At 66.8% G+C, this 15,264-nt stretch carries 16 protein-coding genes; 3 read left to right on the top strand and 13 right to left on the bottom strand.

Annotation, left to right across the window (positions count from 1 at the left end; genetic code table 11):
- The first annotated feature begins 29 nt into the window (after positions 1-29).
- The 3 genes from HDC95_RS07745 to HDC95_RS07735 are packed head-to-tail and all read left to right on the top strand — an operon-like array spanning position 30 to position 3,518.
- Positions 30-1,601 (top strand): Re/Si-specific NAD(P)(+) transhydrogenase subunit alpha, encoded by a 1,572-nt coding sequence (locus HDC95_RS07745; RefSeq protein WP_259062752.1) that lies wholly within the window; start codon positions 30-32, stop codon positions 1,599-1,601.
- On the top strand, positions 1,598-3,010 hold the full coding sequence (pntB, locus tag HDC95_RS07740) for a Re/Si-specific NAD(P)(+) transhydrogenase subunit beta (protein ID WP_259062751.1): 1,413 nt from the start codon (positions 1,598-1,600) through the stop codon (positions 3,008-3,010). The genes HDC95_RS07745 and pntB overlap by 4 nt, the downstream gene beginning before the upstream one ends.
- Positions 3,011-3,038: 28 nt before the next feature.
- Positions 3,039-3,518, top strand: a complete 480-nt coding sequence (locus HDC95_RS07735) for a hypothetical protein (RefSeq protein WP_259062750.1) — start codon at positions 3,039-3,041, stop codon at positions 3,516-3,518.
- Here the strand turns inward: HDC95_RS07735 and HDC95_RS07730 are convergent.
- The 13 genes from HDC95_RS07730 to HDC95_RS07670 form a co-directional block, all read right to left on the bottom strand.
- A complete protein-coding gene (locus HDC95_RS07730) occupies positions 3,505-4,275 on the bottom strand; it encodes an enoyl-CoA hydratase/isomerase family protein (RefSeq protein WP_259062749.1) in 771 nt (256 codons plus the stop codon). The two genes, HDC95_RS07735 and HDC95_RS07730, sit on opposite strands and share 14 nt — an antisense overlap.
- Before the next feature lie 21 nt (positions 4,276-4,296).
- Positions 4,297-5,397 carry a 1,2-phenylacetyl-CoA epoxidase subunit PaaE gene (paaE, locus tag HDC95_RS07725; RefSeq protein WP_259062748.1) on the bottom strand — a complete coding sequence of 367 codons (1,101 nt, stop codon included), beginning with the start codon at positions 5,395-5,397 and terminating at the stop codon, positions 4,297-4,299.
- Positions 5,397-5,897 carry a 1,2-phenylacetyl-CoA epoxidase subunit PaaD gene (paaD, locus tag HDC95_RS07720; protein ID WP_259062747.1) on the bottom strand — a complete coding sequence of 167 codons (501 nt, stop codon included), beginning with the start codon at positions 5,895-5,897 and terminating at the stop codon, positions 5,397-5,399. Before paaD ends, paaE begins: the two co-directional genes overlap by 1 nt.
- A complete protein-coding gene (gene paaC, locus HDC95_RS07715) occupies positions 5,891-6,715 on the bottom strand; it encodes a 1,2-phenylacetyl-CoA epoxidase subunit PaaC (RefSeq protein WP_259062746.1) in 825 nt (274 codons plus the stop codon). Before paaC ends, paaD begins: the two co-directional genes overlap by 7 nt.
- Complete coding sequence (gene paaB, locus HDC95_RS07710; protein ID WP_259062745.1) at positions 6,712-7,014, bottom strand: 1,2-phenylacetyl-CoA epoxidase subunit PaaB; 303 nt, start codon at positions 7,012-7,014, stop codon at positions 6,712-6,714. Before paaB ends, paaC begins: the two co-directional genes overlap by 4 nt.
- Positions 7,014-7,991: a 1,2-phenylacetyl-CoA epoxidase subunit PaaA gene (gene paaA, locus HDC95_RS07705; protein WP_259062744.1), complete on the bottom strand. Its 978-nt coding sequence runs from the start codon at positions 7,989-7,991 to the stop codon at positions 7,014-7,016. Before paaA ends, paaB begins: the two co-directional genes overlap by 1 nt.
- Before the next feature lie 99 nt (positions 7,992-8,090).
- Positions 8,091-9,551 (bottom strand): HNH endonuclease signature motif containing protein, encoded by a 1,461-nt coding sequence (locus tag HDC95_RS07700; protein ID WP_259062743.1) that lies wholly within the window; start codon positions 9,549-9,551, stop codon positions 8,091-8,093.
- A 376-nt stretch (positions 9,552-9,927) separates the two neighbouring features.
- Positions 9,928-11,355 carry a PepSY domain-containing protein gene (locus HDC95_RS07695; protein ID WP_259062742.1) on the bottom strand — a complete coding sequence of 476 codons (1,428 nt, stop codon included), beginning with the start codon at positions 11,353-11,355 and terminating at the stop codon, positions 9,928-9,930.
- Positions 11,356-11,364: 9 nt separating this feature from the next.
- Positions 11,365-12,594, bottom strand: coding sequence for a Dyp-type peroxidase (locus HDC95_RS07690; protein ID WP_259062741.1), 1,230 nt, complete (start codon positions 12,592-12,594; stop codon positions 11,365-11,367).
- Complete coding sequence (locus tag HDC95_RS07685) at positions 12,594-13,124, bottom strand: copper chaperone PCu(A)C (RefSeq protein WP_259062740.1); 531 nt, start codon at positions 13,122-13,124, stop codon at positions 12,594-12,596. Before HDC95_RS07685 ends, HDC95_RS07690 begins: the two co-directional genes overlap by 1 nt.
- Before the next feature lie 13 nt (positions 13,125-13,137).
- Positions 13,138-13,752: a copper resistance CopC family protein gene (locus HDC95_RS07680; protein ID WP_259062739.1), complete on the bottom strand. Its 615-nt coding sequence runs from the start codon at positions 13,750-13,752 to the stop codon at positions 13,138-13,140.
- Between the two features lie 113 nt (positions 13,753-13,865).
- Positions 13,866-14,471, bottom strand: coding sequence for a hypothetical protein (locus HDC95_RS07675; protein WP_259062738.1), 606 nt, complete (start codon positions 14,469-14,471; stop codon positions 13,866-13,868).
- Between the two features lie 294 nt (positions 14,472-14,765).
- On the bottom strand, positions 14,766-15,191 hold the full coding sequence (locus HDC95_RS07670) for a pilus assembly protein CpaE (RefSeq protein WP_259062737.1): 426 nt from the start codon (positions 15,189-15,191) through the stop codon (positions 14,766-14,768).
- Positions 15,192-15,264 lie beyond the last annotated feature (73 nt).

The following is a 15,264-nucleotide window of genomic DNA, read 5'->3' as shown; positions in this document are numbered from 1 at the left end:
CTGTCGCCGGCGCGAGAGGGGAGCAGTGGATGATGCGCATCGGCATCGTGCGTGAGCAGGACGGCGAGGCGCGGGTCGCCGCGACGCCGCAGACAGTCGGAGCCCTGCGCAAGCTCGGGTACGAGATCGCCGTGGAGACGGGCGCGGGTACGGCCTCTGCCTACCCCGATGATGCGTTCGCAGCCGCGGGCGCCGCGATCGTCTCCGCCGATGAGGCGTGGTCGTCGCCGATCGTGCTGAAGGTGAACGCACCGACGGATGCGGAGATCGCGAGGATCGCGGACGGCGCGACGCTGATCGCGCTGTTGAGCCCGAATCTGCGCCCGGAGCTGCGGCAGGCGCTGGCGACGCGCGGTATCACCGCACTGGCGCTGGATGCCGTGCCACGCATCTCGCGCGCGCAGTCGATGGATGTGCTGAGCTCGATGTCGAACATCTCCGGCTACCGCGCGGTCGTCGAGGCGGCGAACGAGTTCGGCCGGTTCTTCACCGGTCAGGTGACGGCCGCGGGCAAGGTGCCGCCGGCGAAGGTGCTCGTCGCGGGTGCCGGTGTCGCCGGTCTTGCGGCGATCGGCGCCGCGTCGAGCCTCGGTGCGATCGTGCGGGCGACCGATCCGCGCCCAGAGGTCGCCGACCAGGTGAAGTCGATCGGCGGCAGCTACCTCGAGGTGATCGTTCCCGAGGAGCAGAAGCAGGTCTCGAGCGATGGCTACGCCAAAGCCACCAGTGAGGCGTACGATCGCCGCGCCGCGGAGCTCTACTCCGAACAGGCCGCCGATGTCGACATCATCATCACCACCGCTCTTATCCCGGGCCGTGCCGCCCCGCGCCTCATCACGGCGGCTGATGTCGCCAGCATGAAGCCGGGCAGTGTCATCGTCGACATGGCCGCAGCCCAGGGCGGCAACGTCGAGGGCTCGGTCGCCGACGAGCGTGTCGTCACCGACAACGGCGTGATCATCCTCGGCTACACGGATCTCGCGGGGCGCCTGCCCACCCAGGCGTCGCAGCTGTACGGCACGAACCTCGTCAATCTGCTGAAGCTGCTGACGCCTGCCAAAGACGGCCGGCTCACGCTCGACTTCGACGATGTGGTGCAGCGATCGGTGACGGTCGTGCGCGACGGTGAGGAGACTTGGCCGCCACCTCCGGTGCAGGTCTCGGCGGCGCCGGTGGCGATGACGCCGGATGCCGCCCCCGCAGAACCCGAGAAGAAGAAGGGCCTCTCCGCCGGCCGAAAGGTCGCGCTGATCGCGGCCGGCATCGCCGCGCTGTTCCTCATCAACGTCTTCGCTCCGGCACCGCTGCCGCAGCACTTCACTGTGCTGATGCTGTCGGTCGTGGTCGGCTTCTACGTCATCGGCAAGGTGTCGCACGCGCTGCACACCCCGCTGATGAGCGTCACCAACGCCATCTCGGGAATCATCATCGTCGGTGCGATCGTGCAGATCACGACCCAGAACATCGTGGTTCAGATCCTGTCCGCGGTCGCCGTGCTCGTGGCATCCGTCAATATCTTCGGAGGCTTCGCGGTCACTCGCCGCATGCTGAAGATGTTCTCGAAGGGCTCCATCTCCGCCGAGAAGGAGGCGCGCCGATGAGCGCCGTGGAACTCTCCGCATCTGTCGCGGGAGCGGCGTACATCGTCGCCGCGCTGCTGTTCATCATGAGCCTCGCAGGGCTCAGCCGACACGAGTCGTCGCGCGCTGGTGTCACGTACGGCATGGTCGGCATGGCGATCGCGCTGGTCGCCACGATCTGGGTCACGCTGCAGGGAGCCTGGGGGCAGCCGCAGGCGATCGTCGGGCTCGTTCTGCTGCTCGTCGCGATGCTCGTCGGTGCCGTGATCGGCCTGTGGCGCGCACGCAGCGTCGAGATGACCGGCATTCCGGAACTCATCGCCCTGCTGCACAGCTTCGTCGGTCTCGCCGCCGTGCTCGTCGGCTGGAACGGCCACCTGCACGCGCCCGGGCTCACCGGTGCGCTCGCCGACATCCACCATGCCGAGGTCTTCATCGGCATCTTCATCGGTGGAGTGACCTTCACCGGATCGATCGTCGCGTTCCTGAAACTCTCGGGTCGCATGTCGTCGAAGCCGCTCATGCTGCCGGGCAAGAACGTGCTGAATCTCGGCGCGATCGTCGGGTTCGTGGCGCTGACGGTCTGGTACGTGATCGCGCCGTCGCTCGTACTGCTGATCGTGGTGACGCTGCTCGCGCTGGCGCTCGGCTGGCACCTCGTCGCCTCGATCGGCGGCGGCGACATGCCCGTCGTCGTCTCGATGCTCAACAGCTACTCGGGCTGGGCTGCCGCCGCGGCGGGTTTCCTGCTGAACAACGATCTGCTGATCGTGACCGGCGCCCTGGTCGGATCGTCCGGTGCGTACCTGTCGTACATCATGTGCAAGGCCATGAACCGCTCGTTCATCTCGGTGATCGCCGGCGGCTTCGGTATCGCGGCACCCGCGAAGGATGCTGTGGACCACGGTGAACATCGCGAGATCGACGCCGCGTCGGTGGCCGACATGCTCGCCGGCGCGTCGACCGTCGTGATCACGCCCGGGTACGGCATGGCCGTGGCACAGGCGCAGTACCCGGTCGCCGAGTTGACCCAGAAGCTGCGCGATCGCGGCGTGGACGTCCGTTTCGGCATCCACCCCGTCGCCGGTCGCCTGCCAGGCCACATGAACGTGCTTCTCGCCGAGGCGAAGGTGCCGTACGACATCGTGCTCGAGATGGACGAGATCAACGACGACCTGGCATCCACCGAAGTCGTGCTCGTCATCGGGGCGAACGACACTGTGAACCCCGCGGCCGCCGAGGACCCGTCGAGCCCCATCGCAGGGATGCCGGTGCTGCGTGTCTGGGAGGCCGAGAACGTCATCGTGTTCAAGCGCTCGATGGCGTCCGGCTACGCGGGTGTGCAGAACCCGCTGTTCTTCCGCGAGAACGCGCAGATGCTGTTCGGCGATGCGAAGGAGCGGGTGGACGACATCCTCCGCGCGCTCTGAGCGGTCGGCATCCGCTACTCTCGAGGCCATGAGACTCTCCGGTCGGTTCGTGCGCGTCTTCCACTGGATCGCCCCGGTGCTGCTGCCGGCGCTGGTGGTGTTCGGACGAGGGCTCCTCGGTGCGCCGCTGGGGTGGATGATGCTGGTCGCCATGATCATCGGCCCACTCGTCGTCATAGCGATGTACATCGCCCCGATCATCGTCCTCTTCGACCGCGACGCGAAGGCGGCCCGCAGTACCCGGCTGCTCTACGACGTCGCGAGCTGGGTGACCTGGGGTGCGCTGCTGGTGATGATGTTCACGCTCGTCGACGGTGGGGATTCGCCGCCGTTCGGTTCGGTGCTCTCGACCTGGGGCGTCATGAGCAGCGACGCGTCATCGAACATCTTCGCCGTCGCCCTGATCATCGCCATCATCGGCTGGGCCGGGACTCTCGCCACCGCGATCGTCGGGGTGGTGCAGTCGCGCAGCACCGGCCGGGCGGCGCAGACGCTCAGCGCCCCGTGAACTCGGGCCTGCGCTTCTGCTGGAACGCCGCGAAACCTTCGCGGTAGTCGGCGGTGTCGCGCAGCGACGCCTGATTCGCGTTCTCCTCTGCCACGGCATCCCACAGCGCGAGACGCTCGTCGCGCAGTCGGGCGATAAGGCGCTTGCTCGCGAGGAACGCCTGCGTCGCGCCGGTGGCGGCGCGGGATGCTGCGGCATCCGTCGCCGCGACGACCTCGCCGGCAGGGAACACCTGCGAGAACAGACCGGACTGCACGGCCTCGGCGCCGCTCATGAGGCGTCCGGTGTAGATCAGGTCGAGCGTCTTGTGCGCGCCGAGCCGTTCGAAGAACAGCGCGTGACCACCGGAGTCGAGCGTCGCGCCGAGTGCGGCGAATGGCGACCCGACCTTCGCGGTGTCGGCGATGTAGACGACATCCGTGGCGATCAGCAGGCCGAGTCCGACGCCGAGGCACGCGCCGTGCGCCGCGGCGAACGTCGGCGCGGGAAACGACGACATCTTCTGCAGCAGCGGGGTGACGCGGCTGTCGAGATAGTCGGTCACATCATCGGTGGACGGGTCGACGCCGGCGATGTCGCGCCCGGCGCAGAATCCGGCGCCCTCGCCGCGCAATATGAGTGCGCGGACACCTGCGGCTTCGGCGGCGTCGTACGCGTCACCGAGGTCGGTCAACGCTTCGACGTCGAGCGCGTTGCGCTTCTCGGGAGCGTTCAGGACCACGTGGGCGACCCCGTCGGCGATGGTCAGATCGATCATGAGGCTCCTTCGTCGGGATGATCAGGTGTCGTAGTCGACGACGACCCGCTCGGTCGTCGGGTGGGACTGGCAGGTCAGAACATATCCGCGCTCGATCTCGTCGGGCTCGAGCGCGAAGTTCTGCGTCATGCGCACCTCGCCCTCCATCAGCCGCGCGCGGCACGTGCCGCAGACCCCACCGGCACACGCGAACGGCACATCGCCGCGCACGCGCAGCGCGGCATCCAGGATCGCCTCGTTCGCCGGAACCGGAGACTCCACCGTCGATGACAGGCCATCGAGGGTGAATTCGATCGTTCGCACCTCGTCGCCCTCATTGATGGCGACGGGTCGTCCTCGATCGATGCGCGGGCCGTCGGCGTCGCTCGTGAACAGTTCGAATCGGATGCTGTCATGCCGCACCCCACGGCGCTCGAGCGTCTCGCGGCAGAGGGCGACGAGGTCGAACGGTCCGCACAGGAACCACTCGGTCACTGTGCTCGGCGGCAGCAGGCCGTCGAGGATCGCATTCAGCTTCTCTGCGTCGATGCGCCCGGACAGCAGCGGCGCAGTGCGCTGCTCGCGGGAGAGCACGTGGTGCAGCGCCAGCCGCGCCGGGTAGCGGTCCTTGAGGTCGGCGAGGTCGTCGAGGAACATGACGTCCTGCGTAGCGCGGTTCGTGTAGACCAGGCTGAACTGCGCGGTCGGCGACGATGCCAGCACATGGGAGGCAAGTGCCATCATGGGCGTGACACCGGACCCCGCGGCGATCCCGGCGATGTGCGCATGGTCGAGGTCGGGCAGGTTCGTGGTGAAGGTGCCCTCCGGGCTCATCACCTCGATACGGTCGCCGGGCTTCAGGTTCTCGTGCGCCCAGACCGAGAACAGTCCGCCTCGGTCGCGCTTGATGCCGACGCTGATGCTGCCGGCGACCGGTGAACGGCAGATCGAGTAGCTGCGCCTGACCTCATGTCCTTCGACGTGCGCGCGCAGCGCGACGTACTGCCCAGGAAGATAGTCGTACTCTCCCTGCAGCTCGGGAGGAACAGCGAACGTGACCTCGATGCTCTCCGCCGTCAGTGGGCGCACATCGGAGACGGTGAGTTCGTGAAAGCGTCCTCGGCGGCGCGTTGCGGTTCTCATCACAGCACTTTGAAGTGGTCGAAGGGCTCGAGGCATGCGCGGCATTCGAACAGCGCCTTGCACGACGTCGAGCCGAAGCGGGCGATCTCGCGGGTGTCGAGCGACCCGCAGCGCGGGCACTTCACCGCGAGGCGCAGTCTGATCGGTCCTTGGCCGAGTGAGGTACGAGCGTGCGGCGGGGCGATGCCGTAGTCGCGGAGCTTCTGCTTTCCGGCATCCGTCATCCAATCCGTCGTCCACGCCGGCGACAGCGTGGTGCGCACCTCGACGTCGTCGAAGCCTGCCGCGGTGAGCGCGAGGATCACGTCGTCACGCATCGCATCGAGCGCGGGGCAGCCGCTGTATGTCGGAGTCAGTGTCACGATCACCTTCCGCTGATCGAGCGTCACGTTGCGGAGAACTCCGAGGTCTTCGATCGTGAGGACCGGGATCTCGGGGTCGGTCACGGTGGCTGCGACCGCCCAGGCGTGTTCGCGCCGGGTAGGCGTGATGGTCACCATGATGCCCCCGGATGCTGCCTGGCCAAGACCTGCATCTCGGCAAGGAGGTGCCCCATGGCAGGGAAGTGGCTGCCGCGTCGCCCGCCACCCGATGAGGCGTGCACATCGGGGGTCTCGAGTTCTGTCTCGGCGAAGACCGCGGCGATCACGGCGTCGAACCCCGCGCGCAGCGTCGACGGACGCACGGCGATGCCGTCGAGCTCATCGACGAGCGGCTCGTCACGGAAGAGCTCGTCCACGTACGGCCAGATGTCGCGGAGAGCGCGGATCATTCGCCGCCGCGACTCTTCGGTGCCGCCTGCGAGTCGCAGCGTCCACTGCACGGCGTGGTCGCGGTGGTAGTCGACTTCCTTCAGCGCCTTCTCGGCGACCGCGGCGAGCGTCGCGTCCTTCGACGCGCGAAGAGCCGAGTAGAGCTCGAACATGTAGGCGGACGCTGCGAGCTGCCGCGCGATCGTCTGGGCGAAGTCTCCGTTGGGCTGCTCGAAGAGCCAGGCGCTGCGGAACTCCGGCTCATCGCGGAAGTACGCCAGGTCGTCTTCGCTGCGGCCGTCGGCGGTGCCCGCATAGTGAAGCAGCGACCGTGCATGGCCGAGCAGGTCGAGCGCGATGTTGCCGAGCGCCACGTCTTCTTCGAGCTCCGGAGCGTGCGCGATCCAGCCGCCGAGCTGCTGCGCCAGGATGAGGGCATCGTCGCCGAGCCACAGGGCGTACTCGGCGACGGCCTTCGTCGCGGTGGCGTCGGTGTCGCCCGCGAGCTCGGCGGCGAGTTCGAGTTCGTCGACCGTGACATGCGGGAGCGGGCGGGAGCCGGTCATAGGTGCGGCACCCCCTCGGATGCGGTGTAGTACACCGCGTGACGATAGTTCTTGCCCGCCGGGCTCTCGAAGAACGAGCCCTTGGCGTCAGGGTCGCTCGTGGTGATGGCATCCGCCGGCACGACCCAGATCGAGGTGCCCTCTCCACGGCGTGTGTAGAGGTCGCGGGCGTTGCGCACCGCGAGCTCGGCATCCGGCGCGTGCAGGGACCCGGCGTGCACGTGGCTCATCCCGCGGTTCGCGCGGACGAACACCTCCCACAGCGGCCAGGTCTCCGGCGAGGTCTCTGTGCTGACCATCACGCAGCCTCCTTCGCGTTGCGCGCAGCCTGCTTGCGCGCATACTCCACCGCTGCCTCGCGCACCCAGGCGCCTTCCTCGTGCGCTTCGCGCCGCGCCCGCAGGCGCTCGGCGTTCATCGGTCCGTTGCCGCCGAGCACCTCGAAGAACTCGGTCCAGTCGATCTCGCCGCCGAGGTACTGTCCGCTCTCCTCATCGAAGTGCAGCTCGGGGTCCGGGAGAGTGATGCCGAGCGCCTCGGCCTGTGGCACCAACATCCCGATGAATCGCTGGCGCAGTTCGTCGTTCGAGAACCGCTTGATGTTCCAGGCCATCGACTGCGCTGAGTTGGGGGAGTCGCCGTCGGGCGGACCGAACATCATCAGGCTCGGCCAGTACCAGCGGTCGACGGCATCCTGCGCCATTCTGCGCTGCGCATCCGTTCCCTGCATCAGGGCGAGGAGGATCTCGAACCCCTGCCGCTGATGGAACGACTCCTCTTTGCAGATGCGCACCATCGCGCGCCCGTACGGTCCGTAGGACGCCCGGCACAGCGGGACCTGGTTGCAGATCGCGGCGCCGTCGACGAGCCACCCGATCGCGCCCATGTCGGCCCAGGTCGGAGTGGGGTAGTTGAAGATCGACGAATACTTCGCCTTGCCCTCGATGAGCTGGGTCGTCATCTCGTCGCGCGTGATGCCGAGGGTCTGCGCGGCCGCATACAGGTACAGACCGTGGCCGGCCTCATCCTGCACCTTCGCCATCAGGATGGCTTTGCGCTTGAGGCTCGGGGCGCGGGTGATCCAGTTGCCCTCCGGCTGCATGCCGATGATCTCGGAGTGTGCGTGCTGCCCGATCTGCCGGATCAGCGCGCGGCGGTATGCATCCGGCATCCAATCGCGCGGCTCGATGCGCGAATCGGCGGCGATGATCTCGTCGAACTTTCGCTGCTCTTCGCTGATCGTGTCCGGTTGGGGGGTTTCCGGTGCGGTGGTCATCCCGACTCCTTCGTCGCGGCGCGTCATTACTGACCGTACGTTCAGTAATTGTCTCACAAGGTCGCGGCGCGCGCATCATCGGGGAGTAGGGTTCGATCGTCACCCTGCGCGTTCTCGAGCGCGCGGGCTCGGGATTCCGGCCGGATGCCATCTCTGCTCGCGATCCCACCACAGTGGTCCCCTGATCTCGGGGACGCCGCGATTCATGCGGATCCGCCACTCCGAGAGGTGGAGATTGCGGTGGTGCCACCAGCACAGCAGCACACCATTGTCGGTATGGGTGGGACCGCCGTCGGCGTACTCGATCACGTGATGGACCTCGCACCAGGATGCCGGCACCGTGCAGCCAGGGATCACGCAGCCGCCGTCACGAAGGGTGATCGCCCGGCGCTGCAGGGCGTTGAAGATGCGCGCGGAAGTGCCGAGGGTGGCGATCCGACCGTTCTCATCGAACAGCACGCGCTGGATGCCGCCGGAGCACCCGGTCTGCGCGGCCACGCGCGATGGGATTCGGTCGCCGGTGTTCAGCACCGTTGCCCACCCGCTGCCCGCTGCGTAGTCTTCAGCGGTGACGGTGACCACGAGGGTCGGCGACGCCCCACCGATCTGCGGGAACTCGCCCGCACGCGCAGCGCCGTTGATGATCATCGCGAAGGCATCGTGCATCTTCTGCGTTCTGGTCCGCTGGTCGAGGTACATCGAGTCGGTATGCGGATCGCCGTTCGGCGTCGTCTCTTCGTCGGCGCTCTCGGTGAAGTGCACTCCGGTCGTCGGATCATCTGGCCCATCGACTCGAGGATTGAGGATGCTGTCCAGCAGCAATTTCAATTGACCGGCTACTTCGGGGAGAAGATTTCCGCGCAGAGGCACGCTGCCGTCGCGCTCCCGTCCGAGCGTAAGACTCCGGGCGCGCGCGCCGATCTCGTCGGATGGCTCTGCACCATCAGGATCGAGGTAGGCGGCGAGCACTTGCGAGAGTATCCGCAGGTCTTCCGGTGTGGGCAACGGGCCGATGCTCACACCGCCGTCTGCGCTGCGGCTGATCCCGCGAGCGACGTCGGCGAGCTGCCTGTCGGCCTCCAGCCGTTCGTCGTCGAGGATTCGGCGGCGGGATTGCTCCAGCGGCTCCATCGCCGCGAGCAGACCGGCAACGCCGACCGATCCTGTCGCCATCGCCTCGCGCAGTGCGGGGTAACGGGCGGGAAGGAACTCGCCGTTCGAAATCCCCCGAGCCCGGCTCAACAACCTGGCGACCTTCATCACGCGATTCGCGTCGCGTGTCTCACTGCGTGTCAGCACCCGCACGAGGTCGACCGGCCGTGACCATCCGTACTTCGCCGTGAGCTTGTCGTCGCGCATCGGTGCAGACCGTTCGAGCACCTGGACGGCCGCCTCAACCTGCAGACCCTCGATTCGTTTCTGGATGCTGCCGCTCAGTTCAAGAAGCGCGGCGATCTCGGCATCCGCAAGATCGGGAATCTCTTCGCGACCGAACGCGTCACGACTCGCCTCAGCGAGAGACCTGTCGAGGTCTTCGAGGTGAGTGACAACGCTGTTCATAACTCCTATTCAACCGATGGCCACCGACATTCCGAGCCGAAAAACGGGCTGATCAGAAAACTTTTCTGAAGAACTTTGTTCGCGCTCCAGGAAGCGGCATCCGTTGCAGCTTTCGACGCCTACTCCACAATGAAGCCATGGATCAAGCATTCGCCGAGCACGACGAATCCGACTGCAATTTGAGTCACGGGTAGCCCGCGGAAACGATCGTTTACGGCGGGCCGCGGCTAAGCCAGTTTCGAGGCCTGCCGGAAACCCGAGCCACTTCTCGAGCGGTTTCGCGGCGTGAGGAAGCGGCAGGGGGTTTCGGCGGACGCCGTAGCGTCGTCTTCTCCGGGCCCCTTGTTCACGGCAAGGGGCTCGGAGAAGAGGAGTGTTAGCGAGTGCGTGACCCTCGCCGGGCGGTGACGCCGATGACGGTGTCGAGGACGAGGAATGCGAGGAGTGTCCAGCCGACGAGGGGGAGCCACAGCCCGATAAGTAGAGCAGCCGCCCCGGCGGTGGCGATGCCCCACCATGGTGCGTCGCGAAGAGCGCGGCGCGGCGGATTACCCATGAGTTGGCTGGTGTCGCGTGCGGGGCGGCGTTTCCACCACATCAGGTAGCCGAGTATCACCATCGTTGCGAGGCCGATGGCGACGAGGAACAGGACGATCTGGTTGAGGAGTCCGAACATGACTCCCATGTGGATGTTGATGCCCCAGCTGGCGAGTTTCGCGGGTAGGGAGAGGTTGGCGAAGTCGATGCGGTCGACGACCTGCATGGTGGTGCCGTCGATCGCGAGGGAGTCGCCTTCGGCGGGGAAGGTGCTCTTGATCTCCCGGATCGTCCAGGCGGTGCCCGGTTCGGCGGGGGGGTTGATCTCGACCTGACCGGTGTTCACGTTCTCGCGTTTCGCGATGGCGAGGATGGCGTCGAACGTTGCCGGGTTCGCCGCGCCCGTGGGTGCGGTCTCCGCCCCGTGATGGTGGGCGTGGTCGTCCGCTGCCGGTGTTTCGCCACCAAGTGCGGTGTTGATCGAGGGGGTGCCCCAGTCGAGCGCGGCCCGCAGGTTGCTCACGTTTGTGCCGGCGTACTGAGACCAGGTGATGCCGGTGGCCGAGAGGAACAGAGCGCCGAGGATCACCCAGATTCCGATGCTCGTATGCCACCCGAACAGACCGCGGTAGCCCTTGTGGGCGCGGTTCGGGCGAACGAAGTCCTTCTTCGCGCGCGCTTTGCGGATGCGGATGATCCACAGTGCGAGGCCGGCGACGGCAACGATGCCGAGCCAGGAGGCGGCGAGTTCGCTGTAGAGGCGTCCGGCGTCCCCGAGGTGGAGGTTGCGGTGCAGGTTGCTGATCCAGGTGCGCAGCGGTGTGGAGCCGCTGGTGCCGTAAACGACGAGGTCGCCGCGGATCTCGCCGGTCCCGGGGTCGACGAACACGGCCCGTGACTCGCTCGCGCCGAGGCCCTCTTCGGCATACATGATGCGGGTGGTGTCGCCGGGTTCGGGTGCGGGACGCACCGCGAACAGGCCCGAGGCGTCGCCGCGGTAGGCGTCGGCAGCCTCGATCTGCTGTGCGAGGGTCAGGGACGTGTCGGACTTGGGTGCGTGGAGCTGCTCGGCGTAGATGGCCTGCTCGAGCTGCGGGGTGAGGGCGTAGAGGGCGCCGCTGATGGCGGCGATGAGGATGAACGGGCCGACGAGGATGCCTGCGTAGAAGTGCAGGCGGAGCAGCAGCGGGCCGAGCCAGCCCTTCTTCCGGTTGCTGGCTGGGGTAGGTGGAGCGTGCGGGGTTGTTTCGGATGTCGTGAGAGTCATTGTGTGCTTTCAGGAGAGGAGGGTGTCGCCGATGAAGCCGTTCTCGGCGCAGCCGGGAGGGATTGCGAAGACGGCGGAGCCGATGGGCGTGGTCCATTCGTTGAGCAGGTCGAGCTCATCGAGCCGTCGTTGCATCGGGATGAACTGGCGTTCGATGTCGGCCTGATAGGAGACGAAGATGAGCCCCGAGTCGGAGACCTCGGCCCCGAGGGGGCGTTCGTCGTAGTTGAAGGCGCGGCGGAAGATGCGTTCGCTGTCGTCGCCGCGTGCGCGTCGAATGTGCGCGAACTGCGGGATCACCGGGAACCCGATGGCGGTCTTCGCTTCGAAGTCCGGTTCGTCGAACTCGTTGGTTCCGGTCAACGGTGCGCCGTTGGCCATCGTGCGGCCGACGGACGCATCGCGTCCGCTCCGGTCGAGGCGGTCCCATTTGTCGAGATCCATGCGGATGCGGCGGATCACTGCTCCGGTGCCGCCGGCAAGCCACCCGTCTTCTGCCCAGACGACCTGGTCGAAGTCTTTCGTCCCCGGTTGCGGGTTGGTCGTGCCGTCGACCTGGCCGAAGAGGTTGCGCATCGTGGTCCCCGGTCGCACGGTGCTGTGTGCCCGGCGGAACCCTTGCTGTGTCCACCGGATCGTCGTGAATCCGCGTGCGTCTTTCAGGAGCATGCGCGTCGCGTGCGCGACTGTCAGCGGATCGTCACCGTTGACCTGCAGCAGAAGGTCCCCGTCCGAGAACTCCGGCTGCAGCCGGTCGATCCCGAAGGCGGGTAGGGGGGTGAGCCAGGCCGGCCCCGTGCTGCCAGCGCGAGAGACGAGCCCCGGCCCGAACCCGAAGGTGACCGTGAGTCGAGCGGGTGACAGGGCGAGTTCCGGTTCCGAGTCGGCCAACGCGGGTGTCCCCTGGGTGAGGCGAGCCGCATCATCTGTGAGGATCCGCATCAGACGCACGAGAGCTGCCGCATTGACACCGTCGTTCAGATCCAGCGCGACGAAGACCCCGTGCGCCTGAGCCGCCGTGTCGATGCCGGCCTGGTGTGCTCCGAAGAAGGGGACCTTCTCGTCGCCGTTCATCGGCGTTGAGGGCGTGGTGGTCTCGTCCGTGTTGGGACGGTTGAGTGCGAAGTCCGCGCCGATCGCTGCAGCCGCGCCGATCCCGGCGACAGCCCCTCCGAGGAGGAACTGCCGCCGGGTCGAGCGACCGGGACCGGTGGACGCGCCCTCAGCGGGCGCCGGCATCAGTGATCCATGCCTTCGTGCTCGTCGCTCTCCTCGTAGTTCTCATTCGCACCCGAGTAGTCCTTCACCGGAGCAGTGAACTCGTACGTCGAATCGTCGGAGAACGTGAGGGTGAACGTTGCCTCATCGCCCGCGACGAGAGGGTTGGCGAGGCCCATGAGCATGATGTGGTTTGCACCCGGTTCCAGCGCGAGCTCACCCCCGGCTGGGATCACGAATCCCCCCTCGATCTCGCGCATCACCATCTCTCCGGCTTCGTTTTCCACTGTCTCGTGCAGTTCCATCATCGGCGAGACATCTGATTCGACGGAGACGACTGTCACGTCCTCGTCGCCGGTGTTCTCGAGCATCCCGAAGGCGGCGGACATGCCGTCCGGTGCAGCCTTCACCCACGCGTCCTCAATGGTCACGACATCGCCGGCGGGCTTCGGCTCCTCGGCCGGGGCGGCTGTGGCCGCACACCCGGTCAGCGCGAGGAGCGAAACAGCGAGCAGTGCCGCGGCGCGAGGGAGGGTCTTGGAAGTGTTCATCGTGTAGTGCCTTTCAAATGGTTTCTGCCGCGTGATCGCCGGATGCCGGCGGGGCGGCTGTCGCCCGGGAGCAACGAAGGAATCGATAGAGGGCGAAACCGGCTGCAGCGATCGCTGCGCCGCCTGCCCCGATGAGCAGCACCCGAACGGGGCTGCTCGATTCGTCTGCGATCTGATCTTCCGAACCCGCTGCGTTTTGATCTGTGGCGGTATCGCCGGTCGAGGCCGTGACCATGGGCGCGGCGTCGCCGATCGTGAACGGGATCACACCCGAGATGGGGTGTCCGTCCTCGGAGACGACCTGCCATCGCACCTGGTAGCCGGCGACTGGCATTCCGGGCGTGAGCTGCGCGGTTACCCGGTTGCTCTCGACGGTGATTTCTCCGCTCACCCAATCTCGCCCTGCCTCATCGACGACCATCACCACAGCACCCGCCATAGATGAATCAAGGACGATGAGGTCCCCCGAGAACGTCATGGCGATCTCTTCCGGAGCGGTCGCCAATGCTTCACCGTCACTGGGTGTGCTGGAGGTCAGCTGGTCGTGGGCGGACGCCGGGACCGCGATCGCCAGGACAGCGATCAAGGCCAGCGCCAGCCCCGCACCGATACGGCGCAGTGCATGCATGAGAAAGCCTCTCGTCAGGCGCCGCCGAGCGGCGCCAACGGTTGTTCAGAATGCCCGGGGCGCGCAGATGCGCCCGGGCGGGAACACCGGCGACAGACGAGAGCCGGTGCGGATCAGATCGCGCGGACTGCAGGTGGCGCGCGTCCCCGAAGGGTCGCCAGTACCCGAGACTCAAGAGGACGGCTCCGGTCCCACACCTCGCGGAGCCCCCGGAGGTTGAGCACCTCTAGCAGCACCAGCACGGCCTCCACGCGACGGCGCACCCAGACGACAATCTGGACGGCGATCTCACGCAGCCCGAGCAGCATCCGCTCACCACGGTGCGCGATCACAACGGTGACGACCGCGGCCAGAAGGTGACCTGCCCACATCGTGCCATCAGCAACGACGGCCTCAGCCATCCCGGTGCTCGCAGGCAAGACCACGGGAGCGCCGTGAACATGCCCGCCCGTGTGCCCAGAGGGTTCGATCGTGCCGAGAACGAACAGCACGTGGAACAGGATCTGACTGATCGCTACCGAGATGCTCAGACGGATTACCGAGAGCTTCCGCCCCGCGAGCAGCACGCACACCATGAAGGAGAAAATCCACGGAACCAGGATTCCGAGTACGCCCGGCATCTGACCCCCGCCCGTAACGTGCCCCGCGAGAGCAGCGAACGTTGCGAGAGACGCCGCCGCGAAGCCGCGCAGAATGGCAGGCTTCCTCGACGGGGTCATGCCACCATCCTCCCATTCTCCCGGCAACGAAATCGAACGTCGCCGCGCCGACCTGCCTCCACGTCGATTCGATGCCTCGCCAGGTTGTAGGTTTCCTCAATCGACCGAAACTGATCGTTTCTGGCAGGCCTGCGGACACCGCAGACCAGGTGCTCGACACGCCGAAGACGATCCGCCGAAATCGCCCACCGAAACCCATTCGCGCCGAAACGCCGACAGCCCGTTTTCGGCAGGCGCACGCAGTCGGGTGCAGACGGCTCCCAAGCGCGAGCGGAATCCCGGCGCCGCGGAGCATCAGCGGGAGCGGGAGACGAGCTCCAGGAGCGCACGACCGTACGCCTCGGAAGGATCGGGATGCTCGAAGCGCAGCGTCTCACCGCTGATCTCGATCTCCACCAGGAACGAATCCTCCAGGCGCACCAGCCTGCGGAACGTGCCGCGCAACAGGTCACGCAGTTGATCCTCGCGGGGCAGCCACACGGCGTCTGCCAGCTCGACCGCATCCAATGCCCACTCCGTCGTGCCGTTGAACGCGAGGTCGGTGCCGCGCGGCGACTGGCGCGCCTCGATGGTCATCTCGCTGACAGTGAAGATCTCGGCCTCGACATCGAGCTCGAGCTCGACCTCGTCGGGAAGGTCGAGCTGGAAACGGTCGCCGCTCTGGGGGAGCCACACGAGGCCGGCCTGCCGCAGCGCGACCGCGAGTTCGCGGGTGATCACCTTTCCACGCTAGACGATCGGGCGGAGCATGCGGGCGGTCCGCTTCCCGATGCTCGGCCGCTGTGTCGGTCGC

This window comes from Microbacterium sp. AK031, from assembly GCF_024807145.1.
Taxonomy (GTDB): domain Bacteria; phylum Actinomycetota; class Actinomycetes; order Actinomycetales; family Microbacteriaceae; genus Microbacterium.
The sequence above is the reverse complement of the archived record's forward strand: the minus strand, read 5'-3'. Positions and strand labels throughout refer to the sequence as shown.

Coding starts and splice junctions, on each gene's coding strand:
- paaB (WP_259062745.1), bottom strand. CDS start 7,014: ATGGTCAGCACAGAGACCTCGCCGGAGACCTGGCCGCTGTGGGAGGTG.
- paaE (WP_259062748.1), bottom strand. CDS start 5,397: ATGAGAACCGCAACGCGCCGCCGAGGACGCTTTCACGAACTCACCGTC.
- HDC95_RS07745 (WP_259062752.1), top strand. CDS start 30: ATGATGCGCATCGGCATCGTGCGTGAGCAGGACGGCGAGGCGCGGGTC.
- HDC95_RS07730 (WP_259062749.1), bottom strand. CDS start 4,275: ATGATCGATCTGACCATCGCCGACGGGGTCGCCCACGTGGTCCTGAAC.
- HDC95_RS07695 (WP_259062742.1), bottom strand. CDS start 11,355: ATGACTCTCACGACATCCGAAACAACCCCGCACGCTCCACCTACCCCA.
- HDC95_RS07675 (WP_259062738.1), bottom strand. CDS start 14,471: ATGACCCCGTCGAGGAAGCCTGCCATTCTGCGCGGCTTCGCGGCGGCG.
- paaA (WP_259062744.1), bottom strand. CDS start 7,991: ATGACCACCGCACCGGAAACCCCCCAACCGGACACGATCAGCGAAGAG.
- HDC95_RS07685 (WP_259062740.1), bottom strand. CDS start 13,124: ATGAACACTTCCAAGACCCTCCCTCGCGCCGCGGCACTGCTCGCTGTT.
- HDC95_RS07735 (WP_259062750.1), top strand. CDS start 3,039: ATGAGACTCTCCGGTCGGTTCGTGCGCGTCTTCCACTGGATCGCCCCG.
- HDC95_RS07700 (WP_259062743.1), bottom strand. CDS start 9,551: ATGAACAGCGTTGTCACTCACCTCGAAGACCTCGACAGGTCTCTCGCT.
- pntB (WP_259062751.1), top strand. CDS start 1,598: ATGAGCGCCGTGGAACTCTCCGCATCTGTCGCGGGAGCGGCGTACATC.
- HDC95_RS07690 (WP_259062741.1), bottom strand. CDS start 12,594: ATGCCGGCGCCCGCTGAGGGCGCGTCCACCGGTCCCGGTCGCTCGACC.
- HDC95_RS07680 (WP_259062739.1), bottom strand. CDS start 13,752: ATGCATGCACTGCGCCGTATCGGTGCGGGGCTGGCGCTGGCCTTGATC.
- paaD (WP_259062747.1), bottom strand. CDS start 5,897: ATGGTGACCATCACGCCTACCCGGCGCGAACACGCCTGGGCGGTCGCA.
- paaC (WP_259062746.1), bottom strand. CDS start 6,715: ATGACCGGCTCCCGCCCGCTCCCGCATGTCACGGTCGACGAACTCGAA.